Raw genomic sequence first — 19,848 nt, forward strand, 5'->3', positions numbered from 1 at the left:
ATGGTTACATACTCATGGGCTTTTGTGTTGTATTAGTCCGCTTGATTAACGTGTTCCACTGCTTGGTGAAGGCTACTGAAAGTCGTAATGTCAGCCAAATCTAACCCTAAGTTCACCATCGTCTGAGCAATTTCAGCCCGAATCCCGCTTAAAACCACTTGAATTCCTAATAATCTTAAAGCACCGATTACTTTAAAAATTTGGTCCGCTACCATCGTATCAATAATTGGGACCGCGTATAAATCAATAATCAACCAATTTAGCTTGTAGTCGCTGCCGTGTTGAAGCGCATTTTCCATTAGAATTTGAGCGCGATTTGTATCTAAATCGCCAACAAGAGGAATCACGCCAATTTCTTTCGTAATGCGTACCACAGGAATTGAAAGTTCATCAATTGCATAGCGAGCCGATTGGATTTTGTTTGCAAAGTCGGTCATATATGATTTACTAACCCAGTGTACGGCCTTATCTACTACTACGTTGAAACGAGAAATAACTTGATAGAAGGCATCAAACGTAAACGTTTCAGCTTTTGCTTCTTCTTTAATAATTTCCCCGATAAGATTTCGGTAATAGCTGATTTCTTCTAATGCTACATCCAACGGAAGCTGAAGGACAACGAGTAAATTCGCTACTTCTCTTCCCCACTCCTCAAGCACTTCAAAGTTTTTTGTATCATTTGTTGAGACAGAATCAGCATATATTTGAATTAAATGAACGCGCCACGGTTCTAACTGTTGTTGAATATCTTTTTCTTCATATTTTTTTTGTTTTGAGAACTCTTCTTTTTTTTCTAGAATTAAATTCGTAATGTGTTTAAGCTTTTTATCTAATAATAATGACTCCATATTGTTCTCCCGTTAAGAATTTGTTTAATTAAAATGATATCACAAATACCGTTAAAAAAAGTAAAACTAAGGGAAAAAGCTTTAAAAAATGAACCGGATGTCCCTTTTTGCGAATAGAATGAGCTAAATTGAATCTAAAACGTACATAAGCTGAACTTCTCTCCTTCCTTTTATCGTTACTTTCACAGTGAATTCTCATACATAACTCTTCAGTTTAATGTTGGGCTATCTTAGCATATATGATAAATAGATGAAAAAATGTAAAAGGGTTTGCAGCAAGCATGTCGCATGACAGGATGTGTTTTAGGAAAGAATGAAAAGGAATTCCCTATAAAAAGGAGGTTAGGTATATGTCATTTATTTGGACGCTTATTGTTGGAGGACTTATCGGCTGGCTTGCTGGTGTGTTAACGGGACGAGATGTTCCAGGTGGAATTATCGGAAACATCATCGCTGGTTTCATTGGAGCATGGTTAGGCTCTCTAATTTTTGGAGATTTCGGTCCAGAGATCGGCGGATTCGCAATTGTTCCTGCTATTATTGGTGCTGTTATTTTAGTCTTAATTGTGAGTTTTGTTTTACGCAAAATGCGCGGAAATAACAATCATCGACATGCCTGAATGAAAAAGAGAAATCAGCGTCTTGATTTCTCTTTTTTCCTTACTTCTTGTAGTAAAATATTTTAACAATAACCTACCTGTAAGTGTAATTCTTTATTGCTACATTTAATAATTGCGGCTTGTCACCTCTCACATTTAATACTTCTACACCCTCATATCAAGCGCGTTAGTAATGAGCAGCTCTGGACCTTCAAGATCATCAAGCATATCGGTGAAGATAGCTTCGATATGAACAAGTGAAGTTTTAGCTTTCATTGGACATTATTGTATAGCTGCTTTCTATTTCGGCTCTACTAATTCAATAAATGATCGTGCTTGTTTGCCCTTTAACTGTGCGTAGTGTGTATCTGTAGCTAATTCAACGGTTTCGTTTTCTAAGTTGACCCACATGCGATAAGATTGTACCTTTATATCCTTTTTTGTTTCCACCGGTTCAAAGTGAAGAATGTAGTTAGGTTTTCGAATCATTTCAGCTTTTTCTTCTCTCCATGATACATCTTTTAACCACTGCTGCACTTTCTGCACTTGATTTTGGTCTTTCATTTTAACCGCATGGCCATATTGATTATCGGCTATGTATTTTTCGATTACGAGCTTTTGTTCAACAGTACCGCTTGAAGCACTGCTTTGCTGACATCCTGTTATCACCCAACAAATAGCAATGAGAACAACTAATCCAGACCATACTTTTTTCATTTACATCTACCTTTCTTTGTGTAATTGAAATGAGATGTTCTTGCTGAATGATGCTACCAGTTGCTCGTTTTTAAATCTCTTTTTGCATTCTCCTTTCTTCATCTAAATCCCTGCTTCATTTGCTCAAAAAAACTGAATCCCCGAAAGGATCCAGTTTTTCGTTACGATTCGACATCTTCTATGACATGAACAGCGCGAATAGCAGCGTTTACTTTTGTATGTTGAATGCGCTCAGTCATTCAGCAAATGTCTTTATAAAAAAACGGCTTCCTTATGGAAGCCGTTTTTTTTACTGACGATCAAACAATGAACTTCCTGCAATACCAGGGTTCGTCATTTCAAATGGATTTAAAATAAGATCTAATTCCTCTTCTGTTAACACATCGTATTGAAGGCAAAGCTCACGAATTGGTTTTCCTGTTAAAATCGCTTCACGCGCAATACGCGATACGACTTCATAGCCTAAGTGAGGGTTAACAGCTGTAATAATTCCTACGCTTTTTTCTACATATTCTTTCATGCGCGTTTCGTTTGCTTCAATTCCTGCTAAACAGTGATCTGTAAAGCTTCTGAAACCGTTGTTCATGATGCTGATTGATTGAAGCAAGTTAAATACAAGCACAGGTTCCATGACGTTAAGCTCCATCTGACCTGCTTCTGAAGCAAGAGAGATTGTTTGGTCATTTCCCATTACTTGAAACGCAATTTGATTGATTAATTCAGCCATAACCGGGTTTACTTTTCCTGGCATGATTGAAGAACCAGGCTGACGAGCAGGAAGGCTGATTTCTCCTAGACCTGCACGAGGTCCAGAGGCCATTAAACGCAGGTCATTTGCAATTTTAGACATATTCGTCATACAGATTTTAAGCGCTGCAGATACTTCTGTATAAGCATCTGTATTTTGAGTAGCGTCTACTAAATGCTCTGCATGCACAAGCGGCAGACCACTGATATCCGCTAAGTGTTTGACTACATTTTCAATATAGCGAGGATCTGCATTTAAGCCTGTTCCAACAGCTGTCGCCCCCATATTTACTTCATGCAAGTGGTCACGCGTTGCGCTGATACGCTTAATGTCGCGCGCTAACACGCGGCTGTATGCTTCAAACTCTTGACCAAGACGAACGGGTACAGCATCTTGAAGGTGCGTACGGCCCATTTTAATTACATGATCAAATTCTTGCGCTTTTCGTTTAAACACATCATGCATGTCATTCATTGTAACAATAAGTTTATTTAATAAGTTCAGCGTTGAAATATGGATAGCCGTTGGAAATACATCATTTGTTGACTGAGACATATTCACATGGCTGTTAGGACTTAATTTACCATATTCCCCTTTGTTATTTCCCATAATTTCAAGAGCACGGTTCGCAATAACTTCATTGGCATTCATATTCATTGACGTTCCTGCTCCGCCTTGAATAGGGTCAACAATAAAGTATTCATGCCACTGACCTGCTAAAATCTCATCAGCTGCTTGAACAATTGCATTTCCAATACCTTCATATAAGCGCTTTGTATCCATATTTGCAAGCGCTGCCGCTTTTTTTACAATAGCAAGCGCTTTAATCATTTCTTCATGTACTTTATAACCCGTAATCGGAAAATTTTCTACGGCACGTGCGGTTTGTACACCGTAGTATACGTCTGCTGGGATTTGTTTTTCTCCTAGAAAATCAGCTTCTGTACGATATCCTGCTGTTTCTTGTTTCATAGCTGTACCTGCTTTCTTTTTTAATTAATATCTTCTGCAATCGATGTTTCCATCATCTTTTTAACTTGGTGAGGATCTTTGGTTTGTCCGAGCACCCACATTAATTTAGGAACAATGGCTTCTGTGTTCATGTTTTTTGAGCGAACGACGCTGTCATGATTAATCATTCGGCCCACTTCATAAATGCCCATGTCTTCTCCTTCTTCAAGACACTGAGTCGTAATGACAACGGATACACCATGGTTTGTTAACTCAACAAGCTTGGCTAAAATGTTGCGAACTTGAAATGGAATACCTCCACTTCCATAGCTTTCAACAACAACGCCTTGATATACATCCTTTAATCCATCGAAAAATTCGGGTTTAATGCCGGGAAACAGTTTAACAACCGCTACATCCGTACAAAGAGATGTATTAACCGTCAACTCTTCTTTACTAGAGTGAACGGATTTTGTATATTCCACCGTATTATCATGAATAGACGCCACGTATGGATAATTAATGCTTTCAAATGCATCATAGCTTTTTGTACGAAGCTTGATTGCTCTTGTACCTTGAATCACACGACCGTCAAAGATTACATAAACTCCGCCTGTTTCTTCACATGCAAAGCGAATCGCATCTGCAATGTTGCGCTTCGCGTCCGTTTTACTAAATGAAATAGGAATTTGAGATCCGGTAATCGCAATTGGTTTTTTAGAATGCTGAAGCATGTAAGAAAGAGCTGCCGATGTGTAGGCCATTGTATCAGTTCCATGGGTAATAACAAAACCATCGTATTCATTATAATGCTCTTCAATCGCTTTTGCCATCTCTATCCAACATTCTGGCTGCATATTTGTACTATCAAGATTCATAAGAGATTTGCTGTCAATTTGACAGTGTTCATTTAAATCAGGTATGTAGCTTAGTAATTGATCTGGCTCCATTCCAGGAACAAGTCCATTTTCACCTTCAAGTGAAGCGACCGTTCCACCAGTTGATAACAATAATAGTTTTTTCAAAACTGACATCCCCTTTGCTTAATTTTTGTAAAAAAACCTGACAATCTATCAAATAAATTATATTCATTTCGCGTACTTCACCTGTAATTATAGTAACCAAAAATCAATAAATCAAGAGAAAAATTATTCGTTTCGCGTACACTTTTCTCTGCAGCAATGATATAATGAATAAAAATGTAAATTAGCTCACGGTTTGATTACAAAGATCTGCGCGTGAGCTGAATGCCTCGGTTTTTTACATACTACACCTACAAAGGAGCGTCATGAATGTTAAGCAGATTAGCTCAACTCAGGAAAGAAAAAAAATGGTCTCTTCAATATACAGCTGACCAGCTTGAAATTGCTAAAAGCACCTACGCAGGATACGAATCTGGCTATCGTCGTCCTTCTCTTGAAGCACTCGTTACAATCGCAGAACTATTTGATACATCAACAGACTACTTGCTAGGTAAGGAAAAGGAACCTCACTCTCTTTCAGATGCACCCATCGAATTAACATCGCCTCAAACTCATACGATTACGGTCGACGGTGCGGAACTATCTCAAGAAGAAATTCAGCAGCTGACGGCTTTTATTCGTGCTAAAAGACAAATTGAAAAAGAAACTGCACCTTCTTCAATTTAAAGAAGATTAGAAGCAGGGCGCTTCTAATCTTCTAGCTGCATTTCTAAATACCCTACTACTTCTTTTGTTATTTCCTCTTCTGTTTCTTCCAGCAGCTCGCCGGTTATCTTGCTGCCTGGGAGCTTCCTCGAAGAACGGATACCCCAAAACGTGCGTACACAGTGCCAGATAGGAATGAAAAGACTGTCTAAAAACTCATCTTTTTCCAAAATACCCACTTGAATAGTGGTGTGGTAACCGGGCTGAAAAGGATTTTCTCCTTCACGGATCACTTCTACAGAAATCTCCATCCCTTTTTTTTCAAAAGCTTCTTTATATTGTGCATATATTGATTTGAGAAGTTCTTGCATAGATTTTTCAACTGTATGTATATGTTGTTCTAACTGCGGCGTAAATTGTTTTGCTGTGTATTCCATCTACTTCCCTCTTCTTTCCGTTCCCTATCCCTTATTTTAGCGACTTTCATTTTATTGTATCATAAGAAAAGCTTTTATCTGTCTAGCAGAAAACCCCGCTTTTTTATAGAAAAGCGGGGTTCATACATACCTTTATTAGCAATAGCCTACATTGCTTTATCTTGTTTAGAAGATGATTTTAATTTCTTATTTTTAGTTGGATCTGGCTCATTAGAAGACATGATGATGTTTCCTTCGCCGTTGCACACTTTGCACTTTATCAATCCAAATTTCTTACCGGCTCCTTGGCATTGTGGACAAACATATCGAATTGGCATAAACTGTACCTTCCTTCTTTCTAATTTATACCTGCGCCTTAAAAGCGCCTGTGGCTAGTTTATAGTTTTATTATAAGTTGTACAATCCACCCTATCAAGACGTGCCAAATTGCACATCTTTAATGGCAAGAAATCCTTCTTTTCTAAAATTCACCTGAAAAATGAGTCGATAGACAGGAAAATTTCTTTTCTTGTCAAAAGGCAATACGTCAGAGGAAGTTTCTTATTGGATATAATTAGCGATTGTTTGCGCTGAAAATTTTGCGCTTTTTCGCGAAGTTATAGGTTAAACAACCGTTTTATCTCGAATTTCTTTTGAAATGGTTACGTCTTTCCAAAGCTGTTCGTATTTATAACCCGTTAAACTTTCACAAACCGCTTTCGCTTCAGGAGTAACGTCTTTCGCTCGGCCTCCCTTTTTTCTTCTTTGAATTTCAGTTAATAAGATTTTGTGATTTTCCGGACTTATTTTAAACCATATGGTTGCGATAATTCCAGCGAGAATCAAAATAGCAGGTACAATCATGAACAGCTTTTGCAAGCCGGCTAGCGTAGACGCTGACTGCTCGGCGTTTGGTACATAGCCAATATCCTTTAAGGCAACACCAACAAGAAAAATCGCAAGCGCCTGAGAAGATTTTCGAATAAACGACATCAGCCCTGCATACACGCCTTCTCTTCTTTTTGTCGTAATCATTTCATCTACATCTGATACGAACGGCAGTACATTCCATGGAATCATAATCGCTCCAGAATGACCGCTTCCTAAGAAAAATGCTGCTAAGTAAATAAGAACTAAAGAGCTGTCTTTTGTTAGGAAACTGAATAAAACAATGCCCGTTCCCCAGATGATCATGCTGAAGTTATAGGTTAATTTATTTCCTAACTTAATGGCTATGTACGTAACAAGAGGAATAAATAGCACTTGTGTAATTTGCACAAAGCTTAGGGTGTCTGCATAAATAGCTTCGCGCAGCATGTAATAGGCAATAAAATAAAAGAAAAGAGCATTAAATACATCCATTGCAATGTAAGATGCTAAGTACATGGCAAGATACACGTTAAACGACTTATTTTTAAATGCACTTCCAAAACTGATAAAAAGCTGCTTAAATTCTAACCAAAATCCGCTTTTCTTTTTTCGTTCCACTACTTCTCCGCTATCCCAAGTTCCTTTATAGACAAAAATCCATGGAAGAGCAAAAAGAAGACCAAAGATAATGCCCATGATTAAGTATCCTTGTCCACCTGGAAACGCATCAATGATTCGTTTTGGGAAGAAAGCGCCTAAAAATGAAGCGCCTTGTGAAAAGACCATGCGTATTCCCGTCATTTTTGAACGAATACTATAATCTGTCGTCATCTCCGCTGCTAGCGTATTGTAAGGAACCATGACCATACCAAACGCCGTGTTAAATAAAAGATAAGCTAAGATAAAATAGGTGTATTTGAACATATGCGAGCCTTCAATAGGAATCCACAGCATACTGAACGTGATAGCAACTGGAATGATTCCAAAAAGAAAAAAGACTCTTCTTCGTCCTTTTTTTGTCTGAAGATGATCAGATATGTACCCAATGGTTGGATCTAACAAAGCATCCCACACTTTTCCAAGAGCTACAATCGTTCCTGCTTCTACAGGAGAAAGCCCGACTACATCCGTTAAAAAAACCATAAATAATGTGCCGATAATAAAAAAGGATCCTCCGCCAAACAAATCCCCAAATCCATACGCTACCATATTACGAAAGCGCACTTGTTTTGTTTTCCCTTGCATATGCAGCCCTCCCCCTGAGTAAATAGACTAGCTTCCTTTGTTATTCACTTTTTTCTATTTTACTAAACTACCCCTTGAAAAATAAGGAATATGTCACCTTTTCTACTCAAAAGAATAAGATACTTCTTGATCATATAAATAGAAAAAGCGCTGGGTAAACCGTTCTTTTTTATACTCTATTATAAGTTGACTTTTTGTTCACAGCTGTTATAATTCAACGCATTGCTTGTTATTCAACTATAAAATGCAAACTTGAACATTTGACATCTGAGCTGTGACGAATAAAATAATAAGTATGAAACCTATTGATATCTTTAAAGCATTATCTAATGAAACTCGATTAAATATATTGGAGTGGTTAAAAGAACCTGAAAAGCATTTTAAAGACAAACAAGCACATTTGCCTAAGGAGGTCAGCAGCAGAGGCGGTGTTTGCGTGGGAGATATTCAGGAAAAAGCTCAGCTGTCTCAGTCCACAGTGTCCAGTTATCTTTCCATGATGCAAAAAGCAGGTTTGTTAGAGTCAATTCGGCACGGTCAATGGACATACTATCGCCGAAATGAAGAAACGCTTCAAGAGCTTTCTTCATTCTTACGAAAAAAACTTTAACGAGTTTTTTTCACTCATTATATCTATTTTTCTAGATATACAAATATAAAGAAATACTGGAGTGATAAACGTGAAGTTGTTGGTTTATTTGGTTGCGGTTCTAGGCGGCGCTGCTTTAAGTATGGAAGGCGCTATTGCCGGAGAACTTGGAAAAACAGTGGGGAAACTTGAAAGCAGTTATTATATTTTTATCATGGGAACGCTCATTTTAGGTCTGACCACTTTATTTGCTGGAAAAGGAGATCTACCTTACGTCTTAAAAGCACCTAAGTGGAATTTAACCGGCGGTTTATTAGGTACGGTTTATTTAACAATTCTAGTGATTAGTATCCCCTTTATTGGAATTGGCGTTTCAATGGTTGCTGTTATTGTGGGTCAAATGATTACAAGCATGATCATTGAGCATTTTGGTTGGCTTGGCAGCAGTAAAATTAAAATTAACAAAGAACGCGTAATGGCTATTGTATGTATGGGAATTGCGCTTGTCCTTATTTTCTAGGAGGGTTTTACGATGAGTTTATTGATGGTGATACTTACCTTAATAGGAGGATTAACGCTAAGCGCTCAGTCTTCTATTAACGGGACACTAAGTAAAAAAACAGGTACGTTTGAAACAGCTTTTTTAACCTTTGCGACAGGTGCCATGATTTTAACAATTGTCGTTGTGTTCTTTGGTCAAGGAAACATTCTCTCGGTTTTCGATGTCCCTAAATGGCAGCTTACCTGCGCTTTATTCGGAGCATCTTATTTATTTCTAACGGTTTTAGCTGTACCTAAAATTGGTGTAACAGCAGCTAATATCTCAACTGTTATCGGTCAGTTATTTGCAAGTATGATTATCGACCATTTTGGCTGGTTTGGAAGCAAGGAAGTACCCTTTGATCTATCCCGCTGGATTGGTGTAGCATTTATGTTATTAGCTCTTTATTTTATTTTTAAAGGCAATAAGAAAACAGCAGCATAAAATGTTCATGAAAATAGCCAAGTGCCCCTATGTAAAGGCGCACTTGGCTATTTTTTGTACGTAAACCACATTTGAATTTTCAATCAATTATTTAGAACATATTTTATTTAAACTAAATTGATTTTAAATAAGGTAAATTCCACCAAAAAAATTGTGCATACCTTCCTGCCTTTGTTCAAAAGATAAAGAGGCAGATTTAGAAAATCAGCTACATAAACGAACAGGTAAGGTGGGTTTTTTCGTGGGAAAATTTTTATTTTTAGCAGCATTTGTCTTTTTTTGTTTTACGCTTTCCATTTCCGCAGAAGAAAATATACCAGAAGAAAATATAGAATCACACGTAAGTCAGCCTGTTGTAAAAGATTTTATTTATCAATCTCTTGAACCTTGGGTACATCAAGATATTACTTCTCATTATGAGAAGGTTTACGGTAAACAGCATAAAAAAGTAAAAGTTCGACCTATTAAAAAAGATGATATCGGGATACAAATGGGTGAAATACAGCCCGGAAAAGGCGGTAAGTTCACTCATATTGTGCGGGTGAAAATCTTAAACTTAAAAGTAAAACCCGAGGGAGAAGATGAATTTTTTGCAACGGATACGCTTATTTATAAAGTGAATATCAACGAACTTTCTGCTGAAAATGATGTAGAAAACGTCGTAAAACTACTCGAGTATAAACATCAAGAAAGATAAAATTCCAACTCTCCCCCCTTTTGAAGGTATTTATTCCTCTATTCAAAAGGGGCTTTATTATGAAGCGCGTTTTCTCTTCACATATTTAGGGAATATAACTATCACTTATCCCCTAATTTTTTCATATTGCTAGTGCATAAGATATGAACTTGATAACTTTTTGTCGGTTTTTATCTATTTTTGTAGGGTTTCCTGTAGGATGAAAAAGAAAGTAAAGCGCTTTAATTACCGTGACAGAAAGGTTGAGGATAGCTTTCCTGCATAACTGGAAATCAATAGGCATTAAGAACTGCCTGTAACGACAAAAGTTGACAACCAAAGATTTCAGAATAATAATAATAAAGCAACAATGTTTAAATGAAAGACTTATTTTACATGAAAGGTGTTAGTCAGATGAACAATTTACATCGAAGAATGGGAACATTCGCGTTAACCATGACGGGACTTGGATCAATTATTGGTTCCGGCTGGTTATTTGGAGCGTGGCGAGCAGCTCAAATTGCAGGGCCGGCTGCTATTTTATCATGGGTCATTGGAATGGTTGTTATTTTATTTATTGCACTTTCTTACAGTGAATTAGGATCCATGTTTCCCGAAGCCGGCGGGATGGTCAAGTATACGCAGTACTCACACGGTTCGTTTATTGGTTTTATCGCTGCTTGGGCAAACTGGATTGCGATTGTATCCGTTATTCCAGTCGAAGCAGTAGCTTCTGTACAGTATATGAGTTCGTGGCCTTGGAAGTGGGCACAGTGGACAAGCCACCTCGTAGAAAAAGGAACGTTAACTGGCGAAGGATTAGCTATCGCTACTGTGCTATTGATTATTTACTTTTTACTGAATTATTGGACAGTTGGACTATTTTCCAAGGCCAACTCGTTAATCACTATTTTTAAAATTGTTATACCGGGACTTACAATTGGAGCACTTTTATTTGTCGGCTTTCACGGCGAGAACTTCACTTCTGGAAGCAGCATCGCACCAAACGGCTGGGCTAGTGTGCTAACAGCTGTTGCTACATCTGGAATTGTATTCGCTTTTAACGGCTTTCAAAGCCCTATTAATATGGCTGGAGAAGCAAAGAATCCTGGGAGATCTATTCCAATTGCGGTTGTAGGCTCAATTTTAGTGGCTACAGTCATTTATTTGCTTCTTCAAATTGCTTTTATCGGTGCGGTAAATCCTTCTGATATTGCGAAGGGATGGAGTCATTTAAATTTTAACTCTCCATTTGCAGATTTAGCCATTGCCCTTAACATTAACTGGCTTGTCATTGTCCTGTATGCAGATGCGTTTGTTTCACCATCTGGAACAGGTATTACGTATACAGCTACTACTGCTCGAATGATTTATGGTATGGAACAAAATAAATATTTGCCAAGTGTTCTAGGACGTCTTCATCCTATTTATGGTGTTCCGCGTCAAGCCATGTTTTTTAACTTAGCTGTTGCTCTTGTCTTTTTGTTTTTATTTCGGGGCTGGGGCGTGCTTGCTGAAATTATTTCAGTCGCTACGCTTATTTCTTACATTACAGGTCCTGTTACGGTTATGACGCTAAGACGAACTGGAAGCGATTTATATCGTCCCCTTCGTTTAAAAGGATTAAGCATTATTGCGCCGCTCGGCTTTATTTTTGCTTCATTAACGCTATATTGGGCACGCTGGCCGCTAACTGGACAAGTTTTGTTTATTATTTTAATCGGCCTGCCTATTTATTTTTATTATCAAGCAAAGGCTAAATGGAAGGGATTCCGCCAGAACTTCAAAGGTGGCGTATGGATGGTTGTATACTTACTGTGTATGATGACTATTTCATGGCTTGGAAGCGAAAAGTTTGGGGGCCTTAACGTTATTAAATATGGATGGGATATGGGAATTATTGTTGTTGTTTCTCTTCTCTTCTACACATGGGCTTTAAAAAGCGGCTTCAAAACAGAGTATTTAGAGAATGGAAGAAAAGTAAATGACAGCTTAAAAGCAGCAGCGGCTGAAACAGCCGCTTCCAAAGAGTCATAACAAAAGCACCTTGCATGAGCAAGGTGCTTTTTAGTGAGCAGTTTTAACTTTTTTCAGCACGTCTTCGATCGTAATTTGATCTAAATGCCTAATTACACTTTGCTCACTCTCTGTAAAAATGTCGTCCATCACTGTCTGAATGTTTGATTTGACAATACAGTCAGCGTCAGGGTCGCCGCTGCACCAGTGAGGCTTCAGCGTTCCTGTCGATATAACTCGGTAAATCACCCCAAGACTTATTTCAGCAGGGCTGCAGCCTAAAGTATAACCGCCGCCTAGCCCTTCTTTTGTCCGAACCAAGTTGTTTTTTCTGAGTGTACTCATTATTTTCCGAACCCGTGCAGGATTGGTACAGATATTATAAGCAATCGATTCACTGCTTGCTCGGTGATCTGGTAAATTTGCTAGGAACACTAAGCTGTGCACGGCAATGGTAAATTCACTGTTCATCTTCCATAAACCACCTTTTTTCTTTCTCTACTGTAACGTTAAGTGACACAGTTCAAAAAGTCAAGAGAGCAAGGAGGGAAAGAAGAAGTGTAGCTTTATTTATTCACGGTCTTCTTTTTCTATACTTTCTACTTCGTTAGCTGAGTTGATTTCAAGGTATACCGTCTTTTCTTTTAAACTGCCTTTTTCTTCTTTTTCAAAGTCAGTGCTTTTTTGATACGTTTTTTTGCCGCTTGGAACTTTTACCGTTATATGTTTGTTACTTTCTTCTATAAAAATACCCACAATTTTACGTTCGTCTCCATCTTGTTCATACACGCCATCTTTATCTGCTTTTGCTTTTGGAGTTAATTCAATACTAATTGCTTCTTGTTTAGCTGCGTCAATTTCAGCTTCTACTTCTTTATTAAGCATATCTTTTAGCCGTGAGCCTTCCACTTCCATCCTAGAGCTTTTTGGTACTTTAACGAGTTGATCATCAATATTCAGCGTCATTTCTTTTTCAGCGTCTTTTTTTAACGTACCGATCAAGTCAAAATCTTCTTCTTTCCCCTCTTTAATGTCTGGGTCGTTGGAATACTGCTGTAGCTTTGTTAATTCTTGACGGTCTTCAATTGGTTTTTCCTCTGCTTTATGATTATCAGATTTTGTCTTGTTAGCTGGTTCACCTGAACAAGCTGCCGCACTTCCAATCATACATAGAGTGACTAAGGACAGGATTCCTTTTGTTAGCTGTTTTTGCATATGTATTCTCCTTTTTCTTTTTTATTTCCACCTTTATACATATGTAAAACAAAAAAGTGAAATATAACTACATTACTCCAATCAACAGCTAGAAGCATCTACATACAGGAAACCTACGTTCACCCTACCAATGAAAAAATCCGAACGGGTTAAATTCTCTATCAAGAATCAAACCCGTTCGGATTTTCTTTTAACTAAAACACTTTTGTCCTAGCCTCTTTTTTAAAGCTGCTGTTGCTTCAGTATATGATTTGCTTCTTCTAAGTAAGTCACGTAAGCCTGTACTTGTTTATCACCGTAATTATCTAATTCAAACAGCGCTTCTTGTATAAACTTAAAATTATCAATAATATGCTGTGTTTTCATGCCTCTACTTGTGAGTAAATTGTTTAACCATAAGGCATAGTCCGTAAAAATTTGCAGGTTGTCTAACTTATATGTTGTCTCAAGATACTTCATATGATAATGATTATCTTCATAACATCTCTCTTTGCCGCGCTCTCCGAATTTTTCGAGCAAAGAAGGTTCTAACTCGTAGATTTTCTCCGTTACTCTTTCGACGATCTTATTAACGGGAAGTGAACTCATCGTGCCACCACTTTGTACTGAGAAACTTTTGGGATGACAGCTGCCAGTTCTTGATCAGGGTACTTTTTCTCTAAATCATGAATACGCTTGAAATCTTCGCTTCGTACCCAGCTTAAATAATTCTCTTTCGTATCAAATGTAAGCTGAACGGTGAGCTCCCCTGCTCGCTTATCGTTTTGAAGAAGTAGAAAGTCTACAAATCCTGGAGCCTCGTCGACTGATTTTGAACGATTTTTATAAATTCCAATCACTTCTTCAGCTTTTTCATCCGGTACATTAAATGTTGAAAATACGGTGTACATCTTTGTTCCTCCCTTTATGATACAAAACCTGGGTTCTTTTCTCTTTATTGTACATCATATGGGAGATGAAATGGTGTTACGTTTAGATTTCACAGCGGTTACAGCAGGTCTTTAAAACAAAAAGCCCTTTGAAACAGCGTTTCAAAGGGCTTTTTTACCGTTATTAGTTTTCGATTTTTGTTAATTGTTCTGTATGTGTTTTTACACGTGCTGGATCAATTGTAATGCGGGCAACGCCTGAATCCATTGCCGCTTTTGCTACAGACTCTGCTACAGCTGGCGCTACGCGAGGATCAAATGGTCCAGGGATAACGTAATCTGCGTTTAGCTCTTCTTCTGTAATAAGGGCTGCAATTGCTTCAACAGCAGCTTTTTTCATTTCTTCGTTGATATGAGTAGCGCGAACGTCTAACGCACCGCGGAAGATTCCAGGGAATGCAAGAACGTTGTTTACTTGGTTAGGGAAGTCTGAACGACCTGTTCCAATAACAGCCGCTCCTGCTTCTTTTGCAGCGTCCGGCTTGATTTCTGGATTAGGATTTGCCATCGCAAAGATAATTGCATCTCCATTCATTGATTTAACCATCTCTTGAGATAATGCATCTGCTGCAGATACGCCGATAAATACATCTGCGCCTTTAATTACATCGCTTAGCGTACCGCTTTCTTTGTTTACATTTGTATAAGAAGCCACTTCCGCTTTTACTTTGTTCATACCTTGAGGGCGTCCTTCATAAATAGCACCTCTTGTATCACACATAATCATGTCACGTACGCCGTAAGAATAAAGAAGTTTTGTAATGGCAATGCCGGCAGCTCCTGCTCCGTTTAAGACGATTTTTAAGTCTTCCATTGATTTGTTTACAATTTTTAATGCATTTACAAGTCCTGCTACTGTTACGATTGCTGTACCGTGCTGATCATCATGGAACACAGGAATATCTACTTCTTTTTTCAGGCGCTCTTCGATTTCAAAACACTGTGGAGCTGCGATATCTTCTAAGTTAATGCCTCCGAATGTATGAGCCATTAATTTCACAGTTTCAACAATTTTATCTGTATCTGTTGTATCAAGGGCAATTGGGAATGCGTCTACGCCTGCAAAGCTTTTAAATAAAATTGCTTTTCCTTCCATAACGGGAAGTGAAGCCGCAGGTCCGATGTTTCCAAGACCAAGAACAGCAGTACCATTTGTCACAACGCCGACCATGTTTCCTTTCATTGTGTAATCATACACCGTTTCTGGATGTTCATGAATTTCTTTACAAGGTTCTGCTACTCCCGGAGAGTAAGCTAAGCTTAAATCTTGAGCGTTTTGAACTTCAACTTTTGATTTAACTTCTAACTTACCTTGTTTTTCTTGATGCATATGTAGTGCTTGATCACGTAGTGACATAATTGTATTCTCTCCTTTTTTTCTATACATTTAAATTTTTTAATGAATTTATTTAACACTTGCTTTTTATCTCCATAATTGTAAGACAACCTGACCGAATAAATTCACAGACAAGTGCCATTATGAAACAAGAAACATAAAAAGTAAACTATCTTGCTTAAACGACTGCTGCGCTTTGTTAATATAAAGTCTAGAGACGGCGGGACTCTTGTTTGTCTCACTTCAAGTTGTCTGATATACAGACAACTTAGAAAGCATACAAGCGCTCATTATAGCGCTTTCAAATACGTTTCAGCAAAATCGACGGCTTTATGCATTGAAAAGAAGTATGCACGTGCTGAACCGATTTTTTCAGCTTTTATTCTTTTTGCTTCAATAAACGCTTCACCTATCTCTTCAAACAGCTCTTCTCGAAACTCTAATTCTTTATACGTCTTCCATACTCGCTTTCCTGAATCCATAACTGGAGACCCTTTTTGAATTACGTTTCGATATGGAATCCGATATTCTGCTAGATGAAAAGAAGTATTATTTCCAAACCCGACACCTAATAATAAAACAAAGGCATGTTTTTTGTAAAGCCTTTCAAGAGGAGAATTTTCGCCTAAACTAAATTCAAAAGGATGATCTCTTAAGATGTCTTCGCTGTCCTTTCCCCAAGCGGCGAATGAATACATTGGATGGCTGCTTCTTCTTACACCAGGATATGTTCGAAAAGTTTCCACGATTTGTCCCATCCCGCTTGTTGGTGTATGAGCTGGATCATATGCAGGCATCGTTTCCCGAATAGTTTTCCACCACTCTTTTGGCACAGCCGGATTGCCCCATTCTGATGGATCCGAAAGATCGACCGACTGTGACGGCATCACGATCGTTCCTTCCTCTGTCACTGTCTCCATTAAAGCTTGAACAACGGCTACTGAACCTCCGTTTACCCACCCTAATGAAGATAGCGAAGAATGAACCATGATAGTCATCCCTTTTGTTATGCCTAACCTGCGTAAATCTTCTTTTAATGTATCTTTCGTTCTAGGATGATCTGTTGCTTGGACAATGTGCTTCATCGTAAGCTCCTTACTTATGGTGCTGCTAGAATTTGTGCTGAACTCTAGCAATATATGTAAAACTTATGTTTCCATAATAGTAAGAATAACACCAATTGTCAAATTATTTAAAGTAATAGAAAAACTCAGTTTTATTCATATCAGTTATCATACAACTGACTTGTTGGTAAGCTTCATTTCCTTCAATTATCTTACTATAATAACCGCTACTGAAGCTTTTCAATAAATTAAAAAGAAGAATATTCCTATAAATAAAAGAAATACTAATGAAGCTATACATATTTACCTATCACTATTTTCAGGAGGAATGTGTACAATGAGCACATCAAAACTTCCGCCGCTCACGTCCTCAGAGCTTGCTAACTTATGGATGACTTATCAGGAAAAAACGATGATTTTGAGGTTTTTAGAATATTTTCTGGAAGATAAACAGGATTACAAAGAACTTTTTGAGCTATATTACAGCCGATCTTTAAAAAGTGTAGCGCAAATTAAAGAAATATTTGAGAACGAAGGCGCTGTTATCCCAATTGGTTTTACGAAAGATGACGTGAATGTAGGAGTCCCTAAGCTATACGATCATATGTTCGAAGTCATGTATATACGCTTAATGTCTCAAATTGAAACAGGACTGTTTGCTTTGCATTCGACCATGTCTTACCGAGAAGATATCCGGAATTTCTTCGTAGAGGCAACAGCAGAAGCACAGGACATATACAATCAATCCACACAAGTATTGTTAGAAACGGGTGTCATCGCAAAACCCCCATACGTTTCTATGCCTAAGGAAGTCCATTTTGTCCATGCGCAAAATTATATAGGCGGATTGAGCTGGTTTAGCGAAAAAAGATCGTTGAATACCATTGAAGTGTCACTCATTCAACATGCTGTTGATACAAATCTTGTAGGAATGCAGCTGATGATTGGTTTTGCTCAAGTGGCCAACAATAAAGAGGCACAGCAGCATTTTGTCAGGGGTATGAAGCTTTCGAAGAAAATTGAAACAGAACTAGGTGATATTTTACGCCATAGCTACATAGAACCTCCGGCTACTCATGCCGGAAAAGCGACGAATTCAACCGTTCCTCCTTTTTCAGATAAGCTGATGATGTACAATACGAGTCTTTTGAGTACGTTCGGTCTGGGGAGTAACGCTTTAGGAGGAGCCTTTAGTTTAAGAAGTGATTTGCCATTAAAGATGCTCCAGCTTGCAAAAGACATTTACAGTTTGGCAAAAGAAGGCGGTAAAATCATGATTCAAAACGGATGGCTTGAAGAGCCTCCTCAAATTGAAGATCGCAATCAGTTAACTAAAAAATAGGTTCTTTCCTGTAGGAAAGCTAGCTGCTCTACGTGCAGCTAGCTCTATTTGTTTTTTTAGTATACTTTTTTTAGGGCTAGTACGTAACAACTGTTTGCGTTATTTAGAAGTTGTTCCCATCTTTTTCTTAGTCGTTTAGCCCGTATTTCTACTTAATTTATAACAGAAAAATAAAATAAAAGGTATTTTCCCTGAGCTGACGAAATCTTTCTATATAAAATAGAAAGGAGAAAAGTATGTTTCCTATTCTTCTTACACCTCGCACTACACTTCGTGAAATAACAGAAGTCGATGCAGATAGTATTTTTGACTGCTTCTCTCAGAAAGACGTTATTAGATATTACGGGCAAGAAAAATTCACAACTATTCAAGAAGCTCTGGTTCTAATTGATATTTTTGCTGACAATTACAGAAATCAAAAAGGCGTGCGCTGGGGAATTGAACGGCTCGATACGGGGGAATTAATCGGGACAGTTGGATTTAATCAGTGGAACCAAAAGCATAAGCGCGCGGAAATTGGCTATGAGCTACACCCTCAGCACTGGGGGCACGGCTATGCTTCAGAAGCTGCTTCGGCTGTTATGGCTTATGGCTTTGATACCCTTCAGCTAGTGCGGATTGGAGCTGTTGTGTTTCTTGAAAACAAAGCATCACAGCATGTGCTTGAAAAGCTCGGGTTTCAAAAAGAAGGCGTGTTAAAAAACTATATGTATCAAAACGGAAAAGCTCACGATACGTTTGTTTATAGTTCCCTGCCTGCTACATAATAAAAAAAGGATTCTTTTCTTAAAAAGAATCCTTTTTCATTTTATTTAAATGCCGCATACCCATCATCAGCCATGATGACGCTGCCGTTTACAGCTCCCGCTTCTTCTAAGGAAAGCAAATAAACCATATCTGCAATTTGTTTTGGTGTAGTGAGCTCTCTGCTCATCGTTTTCGCTTTCATTCCTTCAATCATACCGTTGTCTTTATAGCCTTGAATAATGGGCGTATCAACAAATCCTGGCGCAACGGCGACGACGCGAATACTGTATTTAGCGAGATCTAGCGCAGCTGATTTCGTCATCATCACAACAGCTCCTTTCGTTGCGTGATAGGCATAGGTACCGGGTGAGGCTAAGAAGCTAAAAATAGATGCCGTATTGATAATGACGCCTTTAATACCTAACTCTCTCATTTTCCTGCCCGCTGCCATAATCCCGTATGTAACGCCGTGCTGATTCACATTAATAATACGGTGATATTCTTCTAAGTCTTGATCTAAAATAGATGTAGGGTGTCCAATACCTGCATTGTTAAACATCACATCAATTCGCCCAAAGCGATTCACGGTTTCTTCAATCAGTGCTTCCACTTCTTCAAACTTTGTGACGTCCGTTTGTATAAATAAAGCGCTCCCTCCAGCTTCTTCAATTTTTTGAAGGGCCTCTTTTCCTTTCCCTTTATCATAATCAGCAATGACCACCGCGTCTCCTTTTTGCGCAAACTTTAAGGCAGTTTCTTTGCCAATTCCGCTTGCTCCCCCTGTAATAACCGCTACTCGTTTTTGCTGCATGTTTCTCCCTCCTTGATAAAAGTTCCTTTCTTTTACATTATAGCATTCTTTTTTATACCATCCGTTTCTATTAGTCACCTCATTGCTATGAAATTAGCCGAGTTAAGCATAGTTGA

At 38.2% G+C, this 19,848-nt stretch carries 23 protein-coding genes; 9 read left to right on the plus strand and 14 right to left on the minus strand.

The window, feature by feature from the left end:
* Positions 1–32: 32 nt before the first annotated feature.
* Positions 33–848, minus strand: coding sequence for an STAS domain-containing protein (locus OK414_RS16580; RefSeq protein WP_025751151.1), 816 nt, complete (start codon positions 846–848; stop codon positions 33–35).
* A gap of 350 nt (positions 849–1,198) precedes the next feature.
* Between OK414_RS16580 and OK414_RS16585 the strand changes: the two genes are divergently transcribed.
* Complete coding sequence (locus OK414_RS16585) at positions 1,199–1,468, plus strand: GlsB/YeaQ/YmgE family stress response membrane protein (protein ID WP_013083843.1); 270 nt, start codon at positions 1,199–1,201, stop codon at positions 1,466–1,468.
* A gap of 279 nt (positions 1,469–1,747) precedes the next feature.
* Here the strand turns inward: OK414_RS16585 and OK414_RS16590 are convergent, their stop codons facing one another.
* From OK414_RS16590 to OK414_RS16600, 3 genes are all read right to left on the minus strand, one after another.
* Positions 1,748–2,164 carry a hypothetical protein gene (locus OK414_RS16590; RefSeq protein ID WP_016764756.1) on the minus strand — a complete coding sequence of 139 codons (417 nt, stop codon included), beginning with the start codon at positions 2,162–2,164 and terminating at the stop codon, positions 1,748–1,750.
* A gap of 289 nt (positions 2,165–2,453) precedes the next feature.
* Positions 2,454–3,884 (minus strand): aspartate ammonia-lyase, encoded by a 1,431-nt coding sequence (gene aspA, locus OK414_RS16595; protein ID WP_263045222.1) that lies wholly within the window; start codon positions 3,882–3,884, stop codon positions 2,454–2,456.
* Between the two features lie 20 nt (positions 3,885–3,904).
* Positions 3,905–4,888 carry an asparaginase gene (locus OK414_RS16600; RefSeq protein WP_034650732.1) on the minus strand — a complete coding sequence of 328 codons (984 nt, stop codon included), beginning with the start codon at positions 4,886–4,888 and terminating at the stop codon, positions 3,905–3,907.
* A 267-nt stretch (positions 4,889–5,155) separates the two neighbouring features.
* Between OK414_RS16600 and OK414_RS16605 the strand changes: the two genes are divergently transcribed.
* Positions 5,156–5,512, plus strand: coding sequence for a helix-turn-helix domain-containing protein (locus OK414_RS16605; protein WP_013057773.1), 357 nt, complete (start codon positions 5,156–5,158; stop codon positions 5,510–5,512).
* A 23-nt stretch (positions 5,513–5,535) separates the two neighbouring features.
* Here the strand turns inward: OK414_RS16605 and OK414_RS16610 are convergent, their stop codons facing one another.
* The 3 genes from OK414_RS16610 to OK414_RS16620 all read right to left on the minus strand — a co-directional run bounded on the left by OK414_RS16610 (position 5,536) and on the right by OK414_RS16620 (position 8,022).
* The gene (locus OK414_RS16610) at positions 5,536–5,928 is read right to left on the minus strand and encodes a hypothetical protein (protein ID WP_263045223.1); all 393 of its coding nucleotides are present in this window, start codon (positions 5,926–5,928) and stop codon (positions 5,536–5,538) included.
* Between the two features lie 146 nt (positions 5,929–6,074).
* The gene (locus tag OK414_RS16615; RefSeq protein ID WP_013083852.1) at positions 6,075–6,245 is read right to left on the minus strand and encodes a hypothetical protein; all 171 of its coding nucleotides are present in this window, start codon (positions 6,243–6,245) and stop codon (positions 6,075–6,077) included.
* Positions 6,246–6,531: 286 nt separating this feature from the next.
* Positions 6,532–8,022: an MFS transporter gene (locus tag OK414_RS16620; protein ID WP_263045224.1), complete on the minus strand. Its 1,491-nt coding sequence runs from the start codon at positions 8,020–8,022 to the stop codon at positions 6,532–6,534.
* A 295-nt stretch (positions 8,023–8,317) separates the two neighbouring features.
* Between OK414_RS16620 and OK414_RS16625 the strand changes: the two genes are divergently transcribed.
* The 5 genes from OK414_RS16625 (at position 8,318) to OK414_RS16645 (ending at position 12,309) form a co-directional block, all read left to right on the plus strand.
* Positions 8,318–8,632, plus strand: a complete 315-nt coding sequence (locus tag OK414_RS16625) for an ArsR/SmtB family transcription factor (RefSeq protein ID WP_013083854.1) — start codon at positions 8,318–8,320, stop codon at positions 8,630–8,632.
* 70 nt (positions 8,633–8,702) lie between these two features.
* Positions 8,703–9,131: a DMT family transporter gene (locus OK414_RS16630; protein WP_028409192.1), complete on the plus strand. Its 429-nt coding sequence runs from the start codon at positions 8,703–8,705 to the stop codon at positions 9,129–9,131.
* Between the two features lie 12 nt (positions 9,132–9,143).
* Positions 9,144–9,596, plus strand: a complete 453-nt coding sequence (locus OK414_RS16635; RefSeq protein WP_013057779.1) for a DMT family transporter — start codon at positions 9,144–9,146, stop codon at positions 9,594–9,596.
* Between the two features lie 241 nt (positions 9,597–9,837).
* Complete coding sequence (locus tag OK414_RS16640; protein WP_014459377.1) at positions 9,838–10,293, plus strand: hypothetical protein; 456 nt, start codon at positions 9,838–9,840, stop codon at positions 10,291–10,293.
* Between the two features lie 393 nt (positions 10,294–10,686).
* On the plus strand, positions 10,687–12,309 hold the full coding sequence (locus tag OK414_RS16645) for an APC family permease (RefSeq protein ID WP_016764764.1): 1,623 nt from the start codon (positions 10,687–10,689) through the stop codon (positions 12,307–12,309).
* 30 nt (positions 12,310–12,339) lie between these two features.
* On the opposite strand, the gene OK414_RS16650 is transcribed toward OK414_RS16645, so the two are convergent.
* From OK414_RS16650 to OK414_RS16675, 6 genes are all read right to left on the minus strand, one after another.
* On the minus strand, positions 12,340–12,759 hold the full coding sequence (locus OK414_RS16650) for an Rrf2 family transcriptional regulator (RefSeq protein WP_013083857.1): 420 nt from the start codon (positions 12,757–12,759) through the stop codon (positions 12,340–12,342).
* 99 nt (positions 12,760–12,858) lie between these two features.
* Positions 12,859–13,503: a hypothetical protein gene (locus tag OK414_RS16655; RefSeq protein ID WP_034650724.1), complete on the minus strand. Its 645-nt coding sequence runs from the start codon at positions 13,501–13,503 to the stop codon at positions 12,859–12,861.
* A 222-nt stretch (positions 13,504–13,725) separates the two neighbouring features.
* The gene (locus tag OK414_RS16660) at positions 13,726–14,091 is read right to left on the minus strand and encodes a hypothetical protein (protein ID WP_016764767.1); all 366 of its coding nucleotides are present in this window, start codon (positions 14,089–14,091) and stop codon (positions 13,726–13,728) included.
* Positions 14,088–14,393: an antibiotic biosynthesis monooxygenase family protein gene (locus OK414_RS16665; protein WP_013057785.1), complete on the minus strand. Its 306-nt coding sequence runs from the start codon at positions 14,391–14,393 to the stop codon at positions 14,088–14,090. The genes OK414_RS16660 and OK414_RS16665 overlap by 4 nt, the downstream gene beginning before the upstream one ends.
* A 163-nt stretch (positions 14,394–14,556) precedes the next feature.
* The gene (locus OK414_RS16670) at positions 14,557–15,789 is read right to left on the minus strand and encodes an NADP-dependent malic enzyme (RefSeq protein ID WP_013083861.1); all 1,233 of its coding nucleotides are present in this window, start codon (positions 15,787–15,789) and stop codon (positions 14,557–14,559) included.
* Between the two features lie 269 nt (positions 15,790–16,058).
* Positions 16,059–16,853 carry an aminoglycoside N(3)-acetyltransferase gene (locus OK414_RS16675; protein WP_263045225.1) on the minus strand — a complete coding sequence of 265 codons (795 nt, stop codon included), beginning with the start codon at positions 16,851–16,853 and terminating at the stop codon, positions 16,059–16,061.
* Between the two features lie 316 nt (positions 16,854–17,169).
* Here OK414_RS16675 and OK414_RS16680 point away from each other — a divergent pair, with 316 nt between their 5' ends.
* Together OK414_RS16680 and OK414_RS16685 are read left to right on the plus strand one after the other, a co-directional pair.
* Positions 17,170–18,174, plus strand: a complete 1,005-nt coding sequence (locus OK414_RS16680) for a DUF3231 family protein (RefSeq protein ID WP_034650719.1) — start codon at positions 17,170–17,172, stop codon at positions 18,172–18,174.
* A gap of 236 nt (positions 18,175–18,410) precedes the next feature.
* Positions 18,411–18,941, plus strand: coding sequence for a GNAT family N-acetyltransferase (locus OK414_RS16685; RefSeq protein WP_034650717.1), 531 nt, complete (start codon positions 18,411–18,413; stop codon positions 18,939–18,941).
* Positions 18,942–18,982: 41 nt separating this feature from the next.
* Here OK414_RS16685 and OK414_RS16690 read toward each other — a convergent pair whose 3' ends face one another.
* Complete coding sequence (locus tag OK414_RS16690) at positions 18,983–19,732, minus strand: SDR family NAD(P)-dependent oxidoreductase (RefSeq protein ID WP_034650716.1); 750 nt, start codon at positions 19,730–19,732, stop codon at positions 18,983–18,985.
* Positions 19,733–19,848: the final 116 nt, after the last annotated feature.

Source organism: Priestia sp. JV24, assembly GCF_025910025.1.
Taxonomy (GTDB): Bacteria; Bacillota; Bacilli; order Bacillales; family Bacillaceae_H; genus Priestia; species Priestia megaterium.

Coding starts and splice junctions, on each gene's coding strand:
- OK414_RS16680 (WP_034650719.1), top strand. CDS start 17,170: ATGAGCACATCAAAACTTCCGCCGCTCACGTCCTCAGAGCTTGCTAAC.
- OK414_RS16585 (WP_013083843.1), top strand. CDS start 1,199: ATGTCATTTATTTGGACGCTTATTGTTGGAGGACTTATCGGCTGGCTT.
- OK414_RS16615 (WP_013083852.1), bottom strand. CDS start 6,245: ATGCCAATTCGATATGTTTGTCCACAATGCCAAGGAGCCGGTAAGAAA.
- OK414_RS16675 (WP_263045225.1), bottom strand. CDS start 16,853: ATGAAGCACATTGTCCAAGCAACAGATCATCCTAGAACGAAAGATACA.
- OK414_RS16655 (WP_034650724.1), bottom strand. CDS start 13,503: ATGCAAAAACAGCTAACAAAAGGAATCCTGTCCTTAGTCACTCTATGT.
- OK414_RS16605 (WP_013057773.1), top strand. CDS start 5,156: ATGTTAAGCAGATTAGCTCAACTCAGGAAAGAAAAAAAATGGTCTCTT.
- OK414_RS16690 (WP_034650716.1), bottom strand. CDS start 19,732: ATGCAGCAAAAACGAGTAGCGGTTATTACAGGGGGAGCAAGCGGAATT.
- OK414_RS16620 (WP_263045224.1), bottom strand. CDS start 8,022: ATGCAAGGGAAAACAAAACAAGTGCGCTTTCGTAATATGGTAGCGTAT.
- OK414_RS16590 (WP_016764756.1), bottom strand. CDS start 2,164: ATGAAAAAAGTATGGTCTGGATTAGTTGTTCTCATTGCTATTTGTTGG.
- aspA (WP_263045222.1), bottom strand. CDS start 3,884: ATGAAACAAGAAACAGCAGGATATCGTACAGAAGCTGATTTTCTAGGA.
- OK414_RS16580 (WP_025751151.1), bottom strand. CDS start 848: ATGGAGTCATTATTATTAGATAAAAAGCTTAAACACATTACGAATTTA.
- OK414_RS16660 (WP_016764767.1), bottom strand. CDS start 14,091: ATGAGTTCACTTCCCGTTAATAAGATCGTCGAAAGAGTAACGGAGAAA.
- OK414_RS16650 (WP_013083857.1), bottom strand. CDS start 12,759: ATGAACAGTGAATTTACCATTGCCGTGCACAGCTTAGTGTTCCTAGCA.
- OK414_RS16685 (WP_034650717.1), top strand. CDS start 18,411: ATGTTTCCTATTCTTCTTACACCTCGCACTACACTTCGTGAAATAACA.
- OK414_RS16635 (WP_013057779.1), top strand. CDS start 9,144: ATGAGTTTATTGATGGTGATACTTACCTTAATAGGAGGATTAACGCTA.
- OK414_RS16665 (WP_013057785.1), bottom strand. CDS start 14,393: ATGTACACCGTATTTTCAACATTTAATGTACCGGATGAAAAAGCTGAA.
- OK414_RS16625 (WP_013083854.1), top strand. CDS start 8,318: ATGAAACCTATTGATATCTTTAAAGCATTATCTAATGAAACTCGATTA.
- OK414_RS16610 (WP_263045223.1), bottom strand. CDS start 5,928: ATGGAATACACAGCAAAACAATTTACGCCGCAGTTAGAACAACATATA.
- OK414_RS16670 (WP_013083861.1), bottom strand. CDS start 15,789: ATGTCACTACGTGATCAAGCACTACATATGCATCAAGAAAAACAAGGT.
- OK414_RS16645 (WP_016764764.1), top strand. CDS start 10,687: ATGAACAATTTACATCGAAGAATGGGAACATTCGCGTTAACCATGACG.